The following is a 15,942-nucleotide window of genomic DNA, read 5'->3' as shown; positions in this document are numbered from 1 at the left end:
ATGAATCGCAAAATCATTGCAGCGGCCCTTGCCGCAACACTCGGGCTGTCCAGCCTGACCGCACTGGCCGCGAACGTGCCGGCAGGCGTCAAACTGGCAGACAAACAGGAGCTGGTTCGTCATAATGGCACGGAACCCGATTCGCTCGATCCGTCCCTGTATGAAACCAAGCCAGCCAACTACATCGACAGCGATCTGTTTGAGGGTCTGACCCGCAACGGCGCCGACGGCAGCATTCAGCCGGGCGTTGCAGAAAGCTGGAAGCAGACCGACCCGCGCACCTGGGTCTTCAAACTGCGTAAAGATGCCAGGTTCTCTGACGGCAGCCCGATTAGCGCCGATGATTTTGTGTATTCCTGGCAACGCACCGTGGACCCGAAAACCGGCTCCAAGTACACCATCCTGCATGAGTTCATCCTGAACGCCAAAGACATCGTCAACGGCAAGAAGCAACCCAAAGAGCTGGGTGTGAAGGCGCTCGACAAGTACACCCTGGAAGTCAAAACCACTGACGTTGTACCGTTCTTCCCGGGTCTGGCCGCCATGGGCAATATGGCGCCGCTGAAAAAAGACGCCATCGAAAAGAACGGCAAAGACTGGGTCAAGCCGGGCAAGATGGTCTCTAACGGCGCGTATATGCTGTCCGAATGGGTACCCAACAACCGTGTTGTGCTGGTCAAGAACCCCAACTACTGGAACGCCAAATCCGTTGTAGTCACCAAAGTGACCTACAACCCGGTCGAAAGCGACGATACCGCGCTCAAGATGTACAAGTCGGGCGAAATGGACTGGACGGATGAAATCCCGACCGGCATCTACGCTTCGCTCAAGTCGCAATTTGGTAACGAACTGCGCAATACCCCGTGGCTGGGCGTGTACTACTTCAACCTGAACAACAAGCTGCCAGAATTCCAGGACAAGCGCGTACGTCAGGCGCTGTCTATGGTGATTGACCGCGATATCCTCACGCAAAAGGTCACCGGCAACGGTGAAACACCGGCTTATAGCCTGTTTGTGAAGGGCACCATCGCCGGTACGCCGACCACCTACGCCTGGACCAAAGAGCCGATGGCGCAACGCGTGGCGGAAGCCAAAAAGCTGCTGTCTGATGCCGGTTACGGTCCGGGCAAGAAGCCGCTGAATCTGAAGATCACCTACAACACCAACGAAATGCACAAGAAGATTTCGCTCTTTTTGGCATCGGAATGGAAAACCAAGCTGGGTCTGGCGACCAGCATGGAAAACCAGGAGTTCAAGGTGTTCGTGAAAACCCGTCATGACGGCGCCTACCAACTGGCCCGCAATGCCTGGATTGCCGATTACAACGACGCCACCACCTTCCTGGATCTGGTGCGTTGTGGCAGCGCCCAGAACGACACCTTCTACTGCAGCAAGACGGTGGATGGCCTGATTGCCGAAGGCAATCAGCAAACCGACAGTGCCAAGCGCACCGCCGCGTATAGCAAGGCCATGGAAACAGCAATGGAAGACTACGCGGTCATCCCGATGTTCCAGTATTCCAAGGCGCGCCTCGTGAAGTCTTATGTCGGTGGTTACACCAACACCAACTATCTTGACGATTACCTGACCCAGGATTTCTACATCATCAAGCACTAACCGGCTCATCCGTCAAAAACGGCGGTCGTGATGGCGCAATACGGTATTTCCCGTCTTCGCCCAACAGTCACGACCGCACGCCTGACGCTTGATTCTCTGGAATAATGGCGCGGCCCTGAGGGGCGCGCCTTTTTGTCGTTCGGTTGGGAAGAAAACCAAATGTGGTCATATATATTCCGGCGCATGTTGTGGGCGATCCCCACAATTCTGGCCGTCGTCACGCTTTGCTATGTGATGCTCCACCTCACCCCTGGTGGCCCTTTCGATAGCGAGCGTCAGGTTTCTCCGGCGGTGCTGGCCAATTTGCAGGCCAAGTACCACCTGGATCAACCGCTCTGGAAGCAGTACGCCTACTACCTGAAAGATCTGCTGCACGGCGATCTGGGTGCCTCTTTCCGCTATGCGGACTGGAGCGTCAACGCACTGGTCGCGCAGGCCTTGCCTGTTTCGCTGTCCATTGGCGGCACATCCATGATCATTGCGCTGGTTGTCGGTGTGGGTCTGGGCATTGCTGCGGCGTTGCGCCAGAACAGCATGGTCGACTATGTGGTGATGTTTTTAGGCAACATCGGCAACACCGTTCCGTCGTTTGTACTGGGGCCGATCCTGATCCTGATTTTTGCAATCTGGCTCAAACACCCGGATGGCAACGGCTATTTACCGGCCGGCGGCTGGGATGGCTCTGTAAGGTATATGGTTCTACCTATCGCCTTGCTGACCATTATCAACGTGGCGACCATCGGCCGCATTATGCGCGCCGGTCTTGTCGAAACGATGACAAGCAACTTCATTCGTACAGCACGCGCCAAAGGCTTGCCGCTGCGCACCATTGTGTTCCGTCATGCGCTCAAACCTGCGCTGATTCCGGTGGCATCGGTACTGGGCCCTCTGGCCATCAGTTCCATTACTGCCGCCGTGGTCACTGAGACCGTGTTTGCGCTGCCAGGTCTTGGAAAACTGATCGTCAATGGCGCATCCAACCGGGATTACACCCTGGTGCTGGGCCTCGTGGTTCTGATCACGGTGATGGCCGTGCTGTTCAACTTGCTGGTCGACCTGATCTACGCAGTGCTCGATCCCCGCATCCGTTACTGAGGTTGCCCCATGTTCTTCCGACGCAAACAACTTGCGGTGGCCGGCGCGATCAGTGACCTGCCGCTGGCCAGCGTACAGGGGCGCAGCCCCTGGGCTGACGCCCGCCGCCGTTTTTCCCGCAACAAGGCGGCAGTGATCAGCACCGTGTTGATGGTATTGATTACCCTGGCCTGTATTTTCGGGCCGATGCTGTTGCCCAATGCTTTTGACGATACCGACTGGGCCGCGATCAGCATGCCCCCGACCTGGGCTGGCACCCACTGGTTTGGCACTGATGAGCTGGGCCGGGACATTCTGGTGCGCACGCTGATCGGGGGCCGGATTTCGCTGCTGGTGGGCCTGTTGGGTACGCTGGCCAGCGTGGCGATTGGCATCGCCTGGGGGGCTATCGCGGGCTTTCTGGGCGGCAAGACGGATTCGGTCATGATGCGGATTGTCGACATGATGTACGCCGTGCCGTATCTGGTTATCGCCATCCTGATGATGACGCTGTTTGGCCGCGAGTTTTATCTGGTGATCATCACCATTGCCGTGTTCTCCTGGCTGGATACCGCGCGTGTGGTGCGCGGGCAGACGCTGACGCTGAAATCGCGTGAGTTTGTCGAAGCCGCCCACGCGATTGGCGTGCCGACTTCGCGGATCATTTTCAGTCACATCGTGCCTAACCTCCTGGGCATTGTGGCGATCTACACCACGGTCACCGTACCGGGCGTGATCCTGACCGAATCCGTGCTGTCTTTCCTGGGCCTTGGCGTGCAAGAACCCATGACCAGCTGGGGCGCCCTGATTGGCGACTCGGTTGGCAAGATGGATGCCACGCCGTGGATGTTGCTGTTCCCATCCCTGTTCCTGTGCCTCACCATGTCTTGCGTCAATTATATTGGCGACGGTCTGCGTGACGCATTTGACCCGAAAGATCGCTGAGGTCCGCCATGAGTCTGTTAGAAGTCAAGAATCTGGGCGTGCGTTTCAGTACGCCCGACGGCGTGATCAGTGCGGTCAACGGCGTCAATTTTGAGCTGGAACGCGGTAAAACCATTGGCATCGTCGGTGAATCCGGCTCTGGCAAAAGCCAGACCGTTCTGGCCCTGATGGGTTTGCTCGCCAAAAACGGCCAGACCACCGGTGAAGCGCTGTTTGAGGGCAAGAACCTGCTGGCAATGACGCCAAAGCAACTCAACGGCATCCGCGGCGATCGTATTTCCATGATCTTCCAGGACCCGATGACCTCGCTTAACCCGTATCTGACCGTTGAACGGCAGATGACGGAGGTGCTGGAACTGCATAAGGGCATGAGCCGCAAGGCTGCGCGCACCCGGGCGATTGAGCTGCTGGAAGCGGTCAAGATCCCGGAAGCGGCACGCCGCGTGAACATGTACCCGCACGAGTTCTCGGGCGGCATGCGCCAACGCGTGATGATTGCCATGGCGCTGTTGTGCGAGCCAGAAATCCTGGTGGCCGATGAGCCCACCACTGCGCTGGACGTTACTGTTCAGGCGCAGATCATCAGCCTGCTGAAAGACCTGCAGCGCGACTTTGGCACCGCCATCATCATGATCACCCACGATCTGGGTGTCGTGGCCGGCGTGTGCGACAAGGTCATGGTGATGTATGGCGGCCGCACCATGGAATACGGCACGGCAGACGATATTTTCTATCGCCCCACCCATCCGTACACCATTGGCCTTTTGAACGCACTGCCACGCCTTGATCATGAAGGCACGGAACTGGTCTCCATTCCGGGCAATCCGCCCAATATGGCGCACATGCCAGCCGGCTGCCCGTTCAGCGAACGTTGCTCATTGGCCGATGCGCGTTGCGCTACCGAGATGCCGCCGCTGGTAGCGGCCGCTGATCAACCGCAAGTTTTGCGTGCTTGCCACAAAGCCGGGGCCGAAGTCATTGCGCTCAAACACAAGGAGCCGGCCCATGTCTGAAAACCGTAAACCCATTTTGTCGGTCCGGGACGTCAAGGTGCACTTCAAGGTGCGCCAGGGCAATACCTGGCCGTGGCAAGCCCCACGCACGCTCAAAGCCGTGGACGGCGTGTCGTTTGATCTGTTTGAGGGCGAAACGCTGGGCATCGTTGGTGAGTCGGGTTGCGGCAAGTCCACGCTATCCCGTGCCATGCTCAACCTGATCCCTGCTACCGACGGCAGCATTGTCTGGATGGGCAAGGAAATGCGCGGTGCCAGCCACGCCCAATGGCAAGCTGCGCGCAAAGACATCCAGATGATCTTCCAGGACCCGCTGGCCTCGCTCAACCCGCGCATGACCGTGGCGCAGATCATTGGCGAGCCGCTGCGCACCCACCGCCCGGAGCTGTCCAAAGCCGAGGTGATGGAGCGCGTCAAAAAGATGATGGTGCGTGTGGGTCTGCGTGAACAGCAGATCAACCGCTACCCGCACGAATTCTCTGGCGGTCAGGCGCAGCGTATTGGCATTGCCCGGGCGCTGATTCTGGAACCGAAACTGGTCATTTGTGATGAACCCGTCTCGGCGCTGGACGTGTCGATCCAGGCACAGATCATCAACTTGCTCAAAGAGTTGCAACGTGAAATGGGCCTCTCGCTCATCTTCATCGCGCATGATCTGGCGGTGGTGAAACACATCAGCGATCGTGTGCTGGTGATGTATCTGGGCCACGTAATGGAACTGGCCAGCAAGCGCGCCTTGTACGATCAGCCCACGCATCCGTACACGCAAGCGCTGATGTCGGCCATTCCGCTGCCGGACCCGAAAGCCGAGCAGAACAAGGTGATCCAGATTCTGAGCGGTGAACTGCCCTCGCCCATCAATCCGCCGTCTGGCTGTGTGTTCCGTACCCGCTGCCCTAAAGTTCAAGCGCAATGCGCGCAGACGCCACCGCAGTTGCATGAGGTGGCCAGTGGCGGCGAGGCGGCTTGCTTGCTGGTTTGATCCAGCAGTAGCCCCCAACAAAAAAAACCGGGTGAGCTCACCCGGTTTTTTTACATCCACACCTTGCCTGGTCCACATTTCATTGCCGCGTGCGTATCGCCAGCACCGCCTGATTGCGCAATGTTTTCAATAGATTAAGCGCGTTTGGTTCAATTTTGAGTGAGCCGGCTTCTTGTTTGTCCCCATAAAAGAAGCCGATCATGCGCTCGCCCACCTTGAGCGGGAACAGCACAAACGTGCCCGCGCCCACCTGTTGCCGATACCAGGCCGGCACATGCAACGCAATACTGGGCGCATCGACATCCTCGATCAGCACATCCAGATTGCGCTCCAGCGCAGCCTGAAACACATCATCTTTACCGGTCATGTCGACCTGGAATACGGGGGCGACGGCGGCAATATCGCTACCGAAACCAAAACGCGCCTGCACCACCGGTTTTTTGGCATCCCGCGTACAGAACAACACGCGGTCAAAGCCCACCCCGCGATACATCGCCTCCAGAATCATGCGCAACACATCGTTCAGATTGAAGTTGCTGACCAGTGACTGGGTAATGTCCTGTACCCCCGCCGACAACACAGAGGCGGCATCACTCCCCGTTTGAGGCGGTGTCGCCAGTACCAGATCTTCCAGCGCATCTTGCTGGCCATGTTCGGTGCCGTCTCGCAGCAGGGTCTGCAAAAACACACTGGAACGCAGATCAATCCCGATCGCACCCAGGTAGCCATGCAAAGCCGTCGCTGCAGCCTTCATGACACGCTGGATATCCCGTACATCCAGGCCCGTGGCAGGCGCAAACAAGCGGGTGGGTTCGGCCAGTCTGGAGGGTGGCTGCCCCACTAACGGCACAAGGCGTGCACTCAGATTGGCGTGGGCCCGCAGGCGCTCGTTGGCGCTGGCCGGCTCACGCACCATGCCTTCTGGCAAAGGCCGCATGGCGTTGATGATCCGGTCCGGGAACAACCAGCTACGCGCCACCCCCATGCCCAGTTCGTCCCAGGACAAACCCAGCACGGCAATGACGGCGGAGGTTTCGCTGGTACCGCTGAAAATGCGGCGAGAGATTTCCCGGAATTCTTCCGGAAAATAATAAATGGTCAGCAAGCGCCCAAGGTGGTTGAACATGCCACAAATCAACGACTCTTCCGCCTCGCGCGAGCCGCATTCCAGCGCAATCTGCCGCGCCAGCAAACCACCATAAAACGCCTGCAACACCCCTTCCCGCAGCTGCGCAGCATGCGACTTGTTGTTCATATGTTCAAACAACAGCAGCGTGGTCGCCAGATTGCGAATCGTGTCAAAGCCCAGGATGACAATCGCACGGGAGATGGTGCTGATGGTGCCGCCATACTGGCCATAGCTGGCGGAATTAACGATGCGCAGCAGTTTGTTGACCAGGGAAAAATCATTGAGGATCACGCTGGACAAGACCTGCAGGCGTTCTGAATCGCCCTGGTTGATCTTGTTAATGGCGCTAATGGCCTGGGATAACGCCGGAAAATCATTGGTGTGACGCATGCGCCGCAACAGAAAATCCAGTGTACCCGTGGTGGCGTCGATCACCTTGGTGTTCATGTCGCCGCGCCAGTCCCGCAGGGCGTCACGCAATGCGTCTGCGGCCGGCGGTTTGGCCTGCTGGGTATTGGCAATGATGGGGTCGAGCCGGGCATCCAGTTCCGCCCGTTTGCTGGCACTGGCCGGTGCGCCCGGCGCGGGCCGCTCAGTCAGCATATTGTAAAACAACTGCCCTGCAGCCTGAACATCTGCCGGTGCACTTCCCCGACCGTTACCCACATCCATCAAGCGCGGGCGGTGCTGCGCATCCATGACCACGTTATGCGCATGCACGTGGCCATGTGTGAGGCCGGCTGCGTGCAGGGCCGCCAGCGCATCCAGCAGGTCAATCAACAAATCCACCGCCGTGGCCACGGTAAAATACTGGCCGTCCAGCCGCGTACCCTGTACATACTCATACACCAGCGCGGGCTGGTCTTCTGCCTCTACCTGTTCCAGCAAGGTGACTAGACCAGGATGCTGCAGCCCTACGGCTTCTTCATCCCCTTTAGCGCCCAGGCGCACGGCAACATCACGCCCGGCCTGCGTGTCGTGCGCCAGCCAGATACGGCCTTGTGCGCCTTCGCCCAGAATGCGCAGAAGCTGAAAACGATTCTTGAATGTTGCTGGCATGCTTTATCCCCCATGCCTTCATCATAGCGAGGCACTTTAAGCCAGGCAGAAAATCAACACACAAAAAGACAGTTTGAAAGCAAATTCCTTACAAGCGGTCGATTCTTGCATCTGAACCGTGGGGTTGACTTGATTATTTTTTAAGCCGGGCAACCAAGGCTTCCAGTACAGCCTGGGTTTCCGGCAAATACCACTCCGCCACGAACGCTTCCAGATCAAAGCCAGCCTCAAACGGGGCGCGTAATCCGGCGCGCGCGATATGACGTGTCTTCAGCATAGCCTGGCGTGGCAAACGGCCAAGTGCCTGTAACCAGGCAACCGCAACCGGGATGACCTCGGCGGCAGGCTTGAGTTCATCGACCATACCAAAAGCCAGCGCTTCGCTGGCTGTGATCATGCTGCCGGCCACCAGCAGGCGTTCGGCCCGATAATCGCCCACTAACCGACGCAGGACGTTTTGCACGCATTCTGGCGCGACCAGCCCGACCTGTACCTCGTTAAGCCCAATACGAAACTCGCCTTCAGCCATGATGCGGTAGTCGCAAAAAATGGATAACACCGCACCGCCAGCCGGGCTATGGCCGGTAATCGCGGACACAACGGGGACGGGGCTGGCGGCCAGGGCGGCAAACAGACCAAAGAAATCATCCATTGCCGCGGTTAACCCGGTACGGTCGAGCTTGAGTAAAGACGGCACATCCAGCCCGGCAGAGAACATCCCCGGCGCACCAGACAGCACGACCCCCGCCACTTCATCATCCACCGCGACTTGCAGCTGCTGACGTAGCGCGCGCAGCAAATCCGGGCCCAGCGCGTTGACCGGCGGGCGCGCAAGGCGTAGTTCGCGGATACCACCTTCGTGCGCAATCACTTCCAGCATGTTCGCTCCTGAGTGTTCTGGTTTTTGCCAACGGGTTTAGGATGCAATCCATTATCCCGAAGGGCCCTGTGGCAGCGTGCCCTGGTTTTCCCCTGGCCTGGCGTTTGAAATGGCAGAAAAACACCAACCAGGCCAGGCAGGCCTCCGGCGCAGCCATGAAAAAAGCCGACCCAACGGGTCGGCTTTGTGATGTGGCGATCGCGGATCAGGCGCGACGCCAGGTCGTTCCCTGCGGGCCGTCTTCCAGCACGACACCGCCTGCCGTCAGCAAATCGCGAATACGATCAGACTCGGCAAAGTTCCTGGCCGCACGCGCTGCTTTGCGCTGGGCGATCAGATCATCAATCGCCTCTGCGGTCAGTTCACCCTCTTGCGAACCCGCCTGCAAGTAAGCCTGGGCATCGCGCTCCAGCAAACCCAACACGCCAGCCAGCGCTTTGAGTTCACCAGCCAGTTGCGCCGACTGCTGTTTGTTGGCTTCGTGCGCCAGTTCAAACAACACGGCAACGGCCTCGGTCGTCCCAAAGTCATCATCCATAGCTGCTTTGAGCCGTGCGGCGTAGCCTTGCGACCAATCCAGCGTCACCTGCGCGGGCGCCACGTTCTTGAGCGTGGTGTACAGGCGGTTGAGCGAGTTTCTGGCGTCATCCAGATGGGCATCGCTGTAGTTCAGTGGCGAGCGGTAGTGGGCGCGCAGGATGAAAAAGCGCACCACTTCTGCATCGTACTTTTGCAGGATGTCGCGGATGGTGAAGAAATTGCCCAGGGATTTGGACATTTTCTCGTCATCCACCCGGATGAAACCATTGTGCAGCCAGTAGTTCACATACTGGTGATCGTGCGCGCCTTCCGACTGGGCGATTTCGTTTTCATGGTGCGGAAACTGCAGGTCTTCGCCACCGCCATGAATGTCGAAATGCTCGCCCAGATGATGGCAACTCATGGCCGAGCATTCAATATGCCAGCCTGGACGGCCAGCGCCCCACAGCGACGGCCACGCCGGTTCACCGGGTTTGGCGGCCTTCCACAGCACAAAGTCCATTGGATGCTGCTTGTTGGGATCAACCTCAACCCGCTCGCCCGCCCGCAGATCGTCCAGCGACTTGCCAGAGAGCTTGCCATAGCCGGGGAACTTGCCCACGGCGTAATACACGTCGCCGTTAGGCGCCGGGTAGGCCAGACCCTTGTTGACCAGCGTGCCGATAATATTGAGCATGCCGTCTACGTGGTCCGTGGCCTTGGGGGCGTGCGTCGGGCGCTGTACACCCAGCGCATCTGCGTCCTCATTCATGGCATCGATAAAACGCGCGGTCAATTCGCCAATGGTCTCGCCATTTTCTGCGGCGCGTTTGATGATCTTGTCATCAATGTCGGTGATGTTGCGAACGTAGTCGACCTCATACCCGGAAATCTTGAGCCAGCGGGAGACCATATCGAACACCACCATCACCCGCCCGTGGCCGAGGTGACAGTAGTCGTACACCGTCATGCCACAGACGTACATCTTTACCAGGCCTGGGGTGATGGGGACGAATTCCTGTTTCTCGCGTGCGAGTGTGTTGTAGACATTCAACATGGTTTTACCAAAGTGAGGGGCAAAGGGGGCATTTTAACAGAGCGCCGCAGAATCAGGACTGGGCAGCGTCTGCTTCCGGCAAGATCAGGTTACCCAGCTCTTGCAAAGGTGGCAGTGTCGACAGGCTCGCCAACCCCAGGTCATCCAGAAACTGCCGCGTCGTGCCCAGAAGCTCTGGCCGGCCCGGGACTTCCTTGTGGCCGATGACGTCCAGCCAGCCGCGTTCTTTCAGCGTCTGGATGATCTGGCTGGAAACAGTCACACCACGAATCTCTTCAATATCCCCGCGGGTCACCGGCTGCTTGTAGGCGACAATGGCCAGCGTTTCCATGACCGCACGGGAGTAGCGCGGCGGTTTCTCCGGGTTCAGTCGTTCCAGATAGGGCTGCATTTCCAGCCGCGCCCGGAACCGCCAACCCGACGCCAGCTTGATCAATTCCACGCCCCGACCATGCCAGGATTGCTGGATTTCCTCCAGCAGACTGTTGATCAGCTGACCAGAGATATCCTCGGCAAACAAGGTTTTGAGCGTATTCAGTGACAAGGGCTCTGGTGCCACCAGCAAGGCAGTTTCCAGGACCTTTTGCATATGGGCCCGATCGTACAGGCCGGCTTCGGTTTCAGGCGCGCTCATCAGGTTCAGGCTTCAGGGGGCAAGGGCATGACGTCGGCGGCGGATGCGCCGGCAAGGCACACGTAAATCGGCGCAAAACCTTCGTCCTGATTCACGTGAATGTACTTTTCTTTCACCAGTTCCAGCACAGCAATAAACGTCACCACCAGCAAGGGCACACCGCGCGTGGTGTCAAACAGGCTCTCAAAACGGGCATAACGGCCGTCTTGCAGAAACTTGAGGATGTGCGTCATTTGTTCGCGTACAGAGAGTTCATCCGGTTTGACGGTATGACTCTTGTTACGTTTGGCCCGCGCCAGAATGGCCAGCCAGGCCGTTTTGAGGTCTTCCGGGCGCACGTCGGGCAGACGCACCACCATGTCTTTTTCGAACAGCACAGTGACCAGTTGAAAATCCCGGCCAGCTTGCGGCAACTGGTCCAGTTCATAGGCGGCCAGTTTGACTTGTTCGTATTCCAGCAAGCGGCGCACCAATTCAGCCCGTGGATCAATCTCGTCACCCTCGCCATCGACCGCCGGTTTGGGCAGTAACAAGCGGGATTTGATCTCGATCAGCATGGCCGCCATCAGGAGGTACTCGGCCGCCAGTTCCAGCCGGTCTACCCGCATGACATCGACGTATTCCATGTACTGCGCCGTCACCCGCGCCATGGGGATATCAAGGATATCGATGTTTTGCTTGCGGATCAGGTACAGCAACAGATCCAGCGGCCCTTCAAACGCATCCAGCAACACACGCAAGGCATCGGGCGGAATGTATAAATCTTGCGGGTATTCGGTGACGGCCTCGCCAAAGACGTGCGCCAGCACCGCTGCCTCCGCCACTACGGCGGTAGCGGGATCAAGGGCGACGGTGGCTTCAGCGGGCGAAGGAACAACAGCGTTCATGAGGTGGCCAGAACCAGTGGACAATCAGTCGTAAGCCAGACCCATGGCTTCGCGTACATCCCGCATGGTCTCACGCGCCAGGTCACGCGCACGCTCGCAGCCGTCGGCCACCAGGTTACGGACCAGGGTCGGGTCTTCCAGATACGGTTGGGCGCGTTCAAACATCGGCTTTTGTTCTGCCAGCACGCCATCAATCACTGGCTGCTTGCATTCAATACAGCCAATGCCGGCGGTGGTGCAGCCTTGCACCACCCAGTCACGGGTATCTTCGGTTGAGTACACCTGATGCAATTGCCATACCGGGCATTTTTCCGGGTTGCCCACGTCGGTCCGCCGCACGCGGGCCGGATCAGTCGGCATCTGGCGGATTTTACGGGTAACGGTTTCCGGGTCTTCGCGCAGGCTGATGGTATTGCCATAAGACTTGGACATCTTGGCACCATCCAGCCCCGGCATGCGGGAGGCAGACGTCAACAGCGGTTGGGATTCCGGCAAAATCATCTTGCCGCCGCCTTCCAGAAAACCAAACAAACGCTCACGGTCGCCGTGACTCAGGTTCTGGGTATCTGCCAGCATGGCGCGGGCGGATTCCAGCGCCTCCACGTCGCCCTCTTGCTGGTAACGCGTGCGCAATTCTTCGTACAGTTTGCCTTTTTTGCCGCCCATTTTCTTGATGGCGGCTTCGGCCTTCTCGGCAAAATTAGGTTCTTTGCCAAACATGTGGTTGAAACGCCGTGCAATTTCACGGGTAATTTCCACGTGTGGCACCTGGTCTTCGCCCACAGGCACCAGGGTGCCGCGGTACAACAGAATGTCAGCCGATTGCAGCAAGGGGTAACCCAGAAAACCGTAAGTCCCCAGGTCTTTGCTGGCCAGTTTTTCAATCTGGTCCTTGTAGGTGGGTACGCGTTCCAGCCACGGCAGCGGCGTGATCATGGACAACAGCAGGTGCAGTTCTGCGTGTTCCGGCACCCGGCTCTGGATAAAAATGGTGGCTTGTGCGGGGTCTACCCCGGCGGCAATCCAGTCGATCACCATGTCCCAAACGCTTTTTTCAATGACGGATACGTCGTCATACGCCGTGGTCAGCGCATGCAGGTCTGCCACCATGAAAAAGCATTCGTATTCGCTTTGCAGCCTGACCCAGTTCTTGAGCACGCCGTGGTAGTGCCCCAGGTGCAGCTTGCCGGTCGGGCGCATGCCAGACAGAACACGATCGGGAAACATTTCAAATCCTTGAATTCAAAGTGGTTTTATTATTAGCTGTTTCTGCGCGCTGTGGCAAAAATCAGGCAAACAGACGCAGGATGTTGTTCACCAGCAGATAAAACACGCCCATAAACGGCGCCATGATGAAGAACAACACCTTGGTGAACATCAGAACCAGCAGCACGATCATGCCATAGGGCTCGATCCGGGCGACCTGGCGCGCGGCGTTTACCGGCAACAGCGAGATCAGCACGCGGCCACCATCCAGTGGCGGAATGGGGATCAGGTTCAGGATCATCAGCACGATATTGATCTGCACCCCAGCCTGCGCCATCTGCCGCAGGGGATAGGCAAAATCACCTTCTGCGGCGTGCAGCAACAAGCCCAGCACCACCGTCCACAGCAGCATCATGATCAGGTTGGCGGCAGGGCCGGCCAGTGCTACCCAGCGCATGTCTTTTTTCGGGTTGCGCAAATCGCCAAAATTGACGGGCACGGGCTTGGCCCAGCCAAACAAAAAGCTGCCCGGCAACAAGAGGCACAACAACGGCAAGGCAATGGTGCCCAGCGGGTCGATATGCTTGATCGGGTTCAGCGTCATGCGCCCCATCAAATAGGCCGTAGGATCACCAAAATGGCGCGCGGCATAAGCGTGCGCGGCTTCATGCAGCGTAATGGCAAACAGCACCGGCAGCGCATAAATGCAGATGTTCTGAATGAAAGAAGAAATGTCCATGAAGCCCTGACCAGTTAAGTACGCCAGCACTATCGCGCTGGCGGTATGACGTTCATTTGCCGTGCATGTTTGCAGAGGGGTGACGGCATGCGGCGCCGCGCCGCATCATCGCACACAAAGCGCAACGCGCCCGCTGTGTATTTGTCAGCCACCAAACGGGGCTGGATCACCTTGCCCCACTCGCAATACCACAGGCGCTTCACCAGAGAGGTCTACCACGGTGGAAGGTTCAATCCCGCAATAACCGCCATCAATGACCAGATCAACATCATGTTGCAGCCGGTCCCGGATATCCCAGACATCGGTCAGTGCAAACTCGTCGCCTGGCAAAATCAGTGTGGATGACAACAAGGGTTCGCCCATTTCTTCAAGCAAAGCCAGTGCCACCGGGTGCTGCGGCACCCGCAACCCAATCGTTTGCTTTTTGGGGTTCCACACCCGGCGCGGGGTTTCTTTGGTGGCTTGCAAAATGAACGTGTAGCTACCCGGCGTTGCGCTCTTGAGCATGCGGTAGGTCCGGTTATCGACACGGGCGTAGGTGCCCAGCTGCGATAAATCGTGGCAGACCAGCGTGAAATGGTGCTTGTCATCCAGTTGGCGGATGCGGCGGATACGCTCCAGCGCGTCTTTGTCATCCAGCCGGCAGCCCAGCGCGTAGCAGGAGTCTGTCGGGTATGCGATCAGACCGCCCTTGCGCACAATGTCGGCGGCTTGTTTGATCAGACGGGGTTGCGGGTTTTCCGGGTGTACTGAAAAGAATTGGGCCATGTATGCAATGTGAGGTCGGGGTGCCAGCGACGCAAGTCAGCTTTTGCGCTGGTAGTGTAACTGGATCAGCCCGCCAGCGAGACTTTGCTGTTGTACAAGTTGCCAGGACGACGCAGCCGGGCCGGCAAAGAGCGCAATCCCCTCGCCCAATACCTCGGGCACCAGGGTCAGGATCAGTTCATCAACCCGGCCAGCCGTGAAGAAATCTGCCGCCAGCTGGCCGCCACCGACCAGCCAGATGCGCTCAAAACCTGCGCGCTCCATCTGCGCCAGCCAGTCTGGCACCGGCTCACACACGCGCTGGATGGAGCTGGAGATCGGCAGAGTGGGCAAGGTGTGATGACTGAACACGTAGCATGGCCGGTCTGTATGCGGCCAGGAGCCAAAGGTGAGCACCTGGTCAAAGGTTTTGCGACCCATGACAAGGGCATCGACCCCCGCGTAAAACTCGCCGTAACCGTAGTCCTCACCTTCTGGCTGGATTTGCGGCAGCCAGTCCAGCGCACCATCCGGCCGGGCCAGTTTGCCATCCAGCGAAATCGCCGCATACAGCACCACCGTGCTCATGCGGCCTCCGGCAACCAGCGCTCCCACACCGGCACGCAACCGATGGGCAAATCCGGGTTCAAGCCCGGTTCACGCGCGCCCTCACCCGTGGCGTGATAATCCGTGCCGCAGGAGGCCAGAAAACCAAACTCTTGCGACAAGCGTCCAAAGCGCCCGACTTCTGCCGCGCCGTGGCTGCCAGAAACCACCTCAATGGCCTCGCCCCCCAGGCGGCGGAACTCAGTCAACAACACGCGCATGGTCTCGTTGCCCATTTCATAGCGGCCCGGATGCGCCAGTACGGCGACGCCACCAGCGGCGCGAATCCACTCGATGGCCTCGTGCATGCGTGCCCATTCGTGATCCACGTAGCCCGGTTTGCCCCGCACCAGAAATTTCTTGAATACGGACTTGGTGTCTTTGGCTGCGCCAATTTCAACCAGATACCGGGCAAAGTGGGTGCGGCTGATCATTTCCGGGTTTTCGGCATATTTACGTGCCCCCGCCAGCACGTTATCCAGCCCTACCCGCGCCAGTGAGTCACTCATGGCCTGCGCCCGTGCATCACGCCCGGCGCGCACGCTGGCAAGACCGGTCATGAATTGCGGGTTGGCCGGATCAACATCCAGCCCGACGATGTGCAAGGTGTACTTGCCCCAACTGGCGGAAATCTCGACGCCATTGAGAAAACGCATGCCGTGACTGGCCGCTTCTTCTGCGGCCAGTGCCACGCCACGGGTATCGTCATGATCTGTCAGGGCAAACAGTTTGCAGCCGCGCTCGGCCGCCTTGCGGGCCACTTCTTTGGGCGGCAGCAGGCCGTCCGAGAAGTTGGAGTGACAATGCAGATCAACCGGAACCATCACACCCCCTTCTGGCGCAAACGC

The 15,942-nt window shown here is 58.5% G+C and carries 15 protein-coding genes; 5 read left to right on the top strand and 10 right to left on the bottom strand.

Annotation, left to right across the window (positions count from 1 at the left end):
- The 5 genes from HNQ50_RS03890 to oppF all read left to right on the top strand — a co-directional run bounded on the left by HNQ50_RS03890 (nt 1) and on the right by oppF (nt 5,631).
- On the top strand, nt 1-1,617 hold the full coding sequence (locus tag HNQ50_RS03890) for a peptide ABC transporter substrate-binding protein (protein ID WP_184097736.1): 1,617 nt from the start codon (nt 1-3) through the stop codon (nt 1,615-1,617).
- Between the two features lie 159 nt (nt 1,618-1,776).
- Complete coding sequence (gene oppB / locus HNQ50_RS03885; RefSeq protein WP_184097734.1) at nt 1,777-2,712, top strand: oligopeptide ABC transporter permease OppB; 936 nt, start codon at nt 1,777-1,779, stop codon at nt 2,710-2,712.
- A gap of 9 nt (nt 2,713-2,721) precedes the next feature.
- Nucleotides 2,722-3,636: an ABC transporter permease subunit gene (locus tag HNQ50_RS03880; protein ID WP_184097732.1), complete on the top strand. Its 915-nt coding sequence runs from the start codon at nt 2,722-2,724 to the stop codon at nt 3,634-3,636.
- An 8-nt stretch (nt 3,637-3,644) separates the two neighbouring features.
- Nucleotides 3,645-4,649: an oligopeptide/dipeptide ABC transporter ATP-binding protein gene (locus HNQ50_RS03875; RefSeq protein WP_184097730.1), complete on the top strand. Its 1,005-nt coding sequence runs from the start codon at nt 3,645-3,647 to the stop codon at nt 4,647-4,649.
- On the top strand, nt 4,642-5,631 hold the full coding sequence (oppF, locus tag HNQ50_RS03870) for a murein tripeptide/oligopeptide ABC transporter ATP binding protein OppF (protein ID WP_184097728.1): 990 nt from the start codon (nt 4,642-4,644) through the stop codon (nt 5,629-5,631). Before HNQ50_RS03875 ends, oppF begins: the two co-directional genes overlap by 8 nt.
- 79 nt (nt 5,632-5,710) lie before the next feature.
- On the opposite strand, the gene HNQ50_RS03865 is transcribed toward oppF, so the two are convergent.
- The 10 genes from HNQ50_RS03865 to HNQ50_RS03820 all read right to left on the bottom strand — a co-directional run bounded on the left by HNQ50_RS03865 (nt 5,711) and on the right by HNQ50_RS03820 (nt 15,918).
- The gene (locus HNQ50_RS03865) at nt 5,711-7,819 is read right to left on the bottom strand and encodes an HDOD domain-containing protein (RefSeq protein ID WP_184097726.1); all 2,109 of its coding nucleotides are present in this window, start codon (nt 7,817-7,819) and stop codon (nt 5,711-5,713) included.
- 133 nt (nt 7,820-7,952) lie between these two features.
- Entirely contained in the window at nt 7,953-8,699 is a 747-nt protein-coding gene (locus HNQ50_RS03860) for an enoyl-CoA hydratase/isomerase family protein (RefSeq protein ID WP_184097724.1), read from the bottom strand.
- A 205-nt stretch (nt 8,700-8,904) separates the two neighbouring features.
- Entirely contained in the window at nt 8,905-10,275 is a 1,371-nt protein-coding gene (gene cysS / locus HNQ50_RS03855; RefSeq protein ID WP_184097722.1) for a cysteine--tRNA ligase, read from the bottom strand.
- Between the two features lie 52 nt (nt 10,276-10,327).
- Entirely contained in the window at nt 10,328-10,909 is a 582-nt protein-coding gene (scpB, locus tag HNQ50_RS03850; RefSeq protein WP_184097720.1) for an SMC-Scp complex subunit ScpB, read from the bottom strand.
- A 5-nt stretch (nt 10,910-10,914) separates the two neighbouring features.
- The gene (locus HNQ50_RS03845; protein WP_184097718.1) at nt 10,915-11,796 is read right to left on the bottom strand and encodes a segregation and condensation protein A; all 882 of its coding nucleotides are present in this window, start codon (nt 11,794-11,796) and stop codon (nt 10,915-10,917) included.
- Nucleotides 11,797-11,820: 24 nt separating this feature from the next.
- Nucleotides 11,821-13,023, bottom strand: coding sequence for a tryptophan--tRNA ligase (locus HNQ50_RS03840; protein WP_184097716.1), 1,203 nt, complete (start codon nt 13,021-13,023; stop codon nt 11,821-11,823).
- Nucleotides 13,024-13,084: 61 nt separating this feature from the next.
- Nucleotides 13,085-13,741, bottom strand: a complete 657-nt coding sequence (locus HNQ50_RS03835; RefSeq protein WP_184097714.1) for a site-2 protease family protein — start codon at nt 13,739-13,741, stop codon at nt 13,085-13,087.
- A 144-nt stretch (nt 13,742-13,885) separates the two neighbouring features.
- A complete protein-coding gene (locus HNQ50_RS03830; protein WP_184097712.1) occupies nt 13,886-14,509 on the bottom strand; it encodes an L-threonylcarbamoyladenylate synthase in 624 nt (207 codons plus the stop codon).
- 36 nt (nt 14,510-14,545) lie between these two features.
- Complete coding sequence (locus HNQ50_RS03825) at nt 14,546-15,076, bottom strand: dihydrofolate reductase family protein (RefSeq protein WP_184097710.1); 531 nt, start codon at nt 15,074-15,076, stop codon at nt 14,546-14,548.
- The gene (locus HNQ50_RS03820) at nt 15,073-15,918 is read right to left on the bottom strand and encodes a 3',5'-nucleoside bisphosphate phosphatase (protein WP_184097939.1); all 846 of its coding nucleotides are present in this window, start codon (nt 15,916-15,918) and stop codon (nt 15,073-15,075) included. The genes HNQ50_RS03825 and HNQ50_RS03820 overlap by 4 nt, the downstream gene beginning before the upstream one ends.
- Between the last annotated feature and the right edge of the window lie 24 nt (nt 15,919-15,942).

Source organism: Silvimonas terrae (genome assembly GCF_014202765.1).
GTDB lineage: Bacteria > Pseudomonadota > Gammaproteobacteria > Burkholderiales > Chitinibacteraceae > Silvimonas > Silvimonas terrae.
Note: the sequence above shows the minus strand (reverse complement) of the source record. Positions and strands in the feature narration are given on the sequence as shown.